The 3373-nt window shown below is 48.5% G+C and carries 6 protein-coding genes; all 6 read right to left on the bottom strand.

Annotated features, from left to right (window positions below):
• Positions 1–101: 101 nt before the first annotated feature.
• The 6 genes from J8X26_RS26625 to J8X26_RS26600 all read right to left on the bottom strand — a co-directional run bounded on the left by J8X26_RS26625 (position 102) and on the right by J8X26_RS26600 (position 2987).
• Positions 102–296, bottom strand: a complete 195-nt coding sequence (locus J8X26_RS26625) for a hypothetical protein (RefSeq protein ID WP_208952537.1) — start codon at positions 294–296, stop codon at positions 102–104.
• Entirely contained in the window at positions 296–1141 is an 846-nt protein-coding gene (locus J8X26_RS26620) for a Bro-N domain-containing protein (RefSeq protein ID WP_374101311.1), read from the bottom strand. The genes J8X26_RS26625 and J8X26_RS26620 overlap by 1 nt, the downstream gene beginning before the upstream one ends.
• A gap of 24 nt (positions 1142–1165) precedes the next feature.
• Positions 1166–1741 (bottom strand): hypothetical protein, encoded by a 576-nt coding sequence (locus J8X26_RS26615; protein WP_208952535.1) that lies wholly within the window; start codon positions 1739–1741, stop codon positions 1166–1168.
• 10 nt (positions 1742–1751) lie between these two features.
• The gene (locus J8X26_RS26610) at positions 1752–2138 is read right to left on the bottom strand and encodes a hypothetical protein (RefSeq protein WP_208952534.1); all 387 of its coding nucleotides are present in this window, start codon (positions 2136–2138) and stop codon (positions 1752–1754) included.
• A 9-nt stretch (positions 2139–2147) separates the two neighbouring features.
• Positions 2148–2528, bottom strand: a complete 381-nt coding sequence (locus J8X26_RS26605; RefSeq protein ID WP_208952533.1) for a hypothetical protein — start codon at positions 2526–2528, stop codon at positions 2148–2150.
• 102 nt (positions 2529–2630) lie between these two features.
• A complete protein-coding gene (locus J8X26_RS26600) occupies positions 2631–2987 on the bottom strand; it encodes a S24 family peptidase (protein WP_208952532.1) in 357 nt (118 codons plus the stop codon).
• Between the last annotated feature and the right edge of the window lie 386 nt (positions 2988–3373).

Raw genomic sequence — 3373 nt, 5'->3', positions numbered from 1 at the left:
ATGGGTCGGGGTGATGTACACCCCTTTCAGATACTCGCGGGTTTCGCTTTCACCGGCGACGCAGTGCAGGGCTGCGCGGAGAATGTCAGTTGGGAAGAACATTATTTAGCCTCCGGTGAGTCACTAGGTACGCAAATAGCATCGGTGAAAGAACCGATAGAGCCGGTGTCATGGACCGAAGTCCATTTACGGCCTGCATCCCGACAGGCTTCCTGAGTGGTAAAGCCGATGTGATCAATAGCTTCACCGTCTGAGGTGGAAAGAGTCAGAATCAAAATCCAGGGCGCAATGAGCATTATTCATCCTCCCCTGTGTGTTTCTCTGATGCCAGACGCAGGGTAAAACCGCCGAATTCTGGGTGCCGCCAGCGTTTAAGCTTGCCGGTCGGAGGTGTCGATTCATCCAGCAACGCCTGAGCGGCGGTCATGAACGCTTCACGGTGGATCAGCAGGTGCCCCCGCTCACCGTTGGTCAGGCTGGTAGGTAAACTGGCGAATGTCACCAGTCGGCGGCAGGAGGAATCAGTCAGGCCACTGACCCATGCTAAATCAGCTACCGGGACATAATCAGCCTGGCCGAGGCCGGACTCCTGATGGCTGACCTGCAAATCAAAGGTGCTCTGTGCAGGTACGGCAATAACGGGGGCAGGTTGAACAGCGGGCAGGGATTGATGTTTCGGAATACCAACGATGTCGATCACTGCCTTCATTGTTGCTGACGCCGTTGCTTCGGCCACAACGCGGGCCAGCGAGAGAATGTCATTGTTCATTGTGACTTCCTGTTTATGTGGCTCAACGGATACAGATGGCGCACCATATCCGCCAGTGGTCATGATGGATGGCAGTACTTCTTCGCATACCCAGTCTTGAACCTTCTCAGCAGACGGCAACTGACTACGCAGAATAAGACGGAACAAATCAGCTTGTTGTGCGAGCTGGGTACCGCGGCTTTTTACTCCGAAACCCATTTCTAACGATTCGTTATAATCAAGTCTAATCAGTGACTTGCAATGGTCTTTCAAGGCTTTGGCAGGATTCGTATAACCTAGCGATTTTGCGAGAGCTACAGCATCGAAAGCTGGCTTGCCATGATAAAGCGCCCCTTCCAAGCAAATGCCGAGTTCAGCAGATTCAAAAACCATCAGTTTGTTATTCATCGTCTTTCCTCAGTGAGTTACTGGCATTTCTGGCATGCCTTCGGTATGCAGCATTTCGATAAATTCATCGTGGAGCATTTCCATGCCTTCACGACCCATCGCCGATAATTTGAAGCCTTGCACTGGATCCATCGTCACCATGTCCTGATACATTCGCAGAGCCAGATCTAAACCTGTTTCAGTGCCGTACTTCTCGATGGCGCACCCTTCAACATGTGTTGCCAGTGAGAAACGAACCGGACCCGGGTAAATGCCCATGCTTCCGTTCTTACCTGCGTAAATCGTGGCGAGGTCGGTACCGCCTTCATCATTGGGAACTTCCACCGTGCCGTTTTTATCCTGCTCTTCACCCATGAACACGGTCACCACAACCCAGCGCCAGATAATGACCTGCTTCTCTAAACTCAATTTCAGCAGGCCATCGCGCGCCGCCTCCCAGACATGGCACAGCAGACTCATACCGTCAGGAAGATTTTTATCGAACTCGCCGCTATCGAGCTGGCGGATAACAGCCGAATACCCGATGGTGCGATTGCCGGTCTTAATGCCGTCCGGCGTTGCTTCTGTTTTAATTTCAGTGCTCACTCATGCCTCCTTAAAATGGTTTGTTGCTGAGGTGATCGGCATACTGCTTTTTGATTTCTTCGTGCTTTGCTTCCGACTTAGAAATTTCGCGCAAGCGGCTTCTGAGTTTCAGCAGGCGGTTGTAGGTGCGGCTGTAGGCATTCCAGTACTGCTTAGTTAGATCCCCGCGCTTTTCAGCTTTATGCCCATTCACGATCACTGGTGTAGATGGCTCATGGGTCGAGATACCGGCTTTATCAAACGTGCCAGTAACCATGAAATGCACCAGGTTGTTCATTGCAGCGCTTTGGCTGAGAAAGCGGCGGCGGCGTCCGTGCCGGGTCACGACATAGACCGGTGACTGCACCTTTTTGAAAGATTCATCAATTGCACGTTGTGTTTTGGGTGCCAGTTTCATCGCTTCTCCTTAATGGACTGTTTGTTCGCCGTCGATGCCTTGCTCTTTCGCCATCATCACGGTCTGTTTAATCAGGTCGTTCATGAATGCGTTTCCAGCTTCGGTGAGCTTGTCGCCGTGCATGGAGAGGTTGCTGATGTAAAGCCGTAGGATTAACTCCACAGATTCAGCGCGGCTGTATTCGCCATAAACGATGCTTTCAAAGTATTTGAGAGCATCAATGAGTGATTCTTGGCTTACCTCGACGGTTGCCATCGTTCCGTCTGGCAGGTTGACCAGTACGCAGTTACTGCCGGTCTTATCGGCCATTGCTTCAAAGCGAGCGGCAGCCTGTCGGTTGCGGTACCGCTCAATCTTCAGCTGGATATTTGTTTTCTCGTTTGTGCTCATCGTTAATACTCCGTTACTGGTCTTTGGATACGGATTTCCCCGACCGTTAGGCCGTAATTAAATTCATCTTTATTTGTTGCTATGGAATATCTCTATATTTAATTAGTGCTTTCTTTCTTCCAAACTCAGAACTACACGGCCAATAATTACCAATTCGCAATGATCTGATGGTTCAATTTTAAAATTTTCGTAATGCTTATTGTTTGGCAGAACCCATATACCATCAGGAACAAATTGAAGGCGTTTCACCATGAATGTTCCATTAACAAAGAAGGCAAAAACTCCATCTTCTAAATATCTGTTTGACTGATTATCAATAATGATAGTATTACGGCACCCGATTTCACCATCCATCGTGTCGTCAGGCATTGTTGCAATTAACTGGCCGAGTGCGTTGCGTGGAAAGTTAACTATTTCGTGCGTCCTTTGTTTTACCTTGGATGGGAAGTGGTTGGTCATTATTCTACCCCTGATGTATTTTTCAGAAAATCGACTTCCTCGAATCTCAGAATTGAGAGGATTCCTTCAAGCCATAAATACAACTCACGCTGGTCATTTTTGTTTTCCATAACTGGAATAACATTCATTAGAATGATGGTGCACACCGGCTTTAACTCTCATTAGTCGGTCACAAGAAACATTTTCTGTGGTGTAAGGCATTATCATTTCTTGCCTTCTCAAAACAACATCGACGCGTTTGGCATCTGCATAGTAAATATCTAAGTCATCCTCATGCATTTTCCTCTACCCCCATCTTTGCCGTTTCAGAAATAACATCCAGTAATTCAATCATTATTAACTTCTCGTCAGCACTACCATTAAGGAACGCAGCGGCTTGCGAGAGC

The sequence above is a fragment of the Rahnella sp. ChDrAdgB13 genome (assembly GCF_017655185.1).
Classification (GTDB): domain Bacteria; phylum Pseudomonadota; class Gammaproteobacteria; order Enterobacterales; family Enterobacteriaceae; genus Rahnella; species Rahnella contaminans.
Note: the sequence above shows the minus strand (reverse complement) of the source record. Positions and strands in the feature narration are given on the sequence as shown.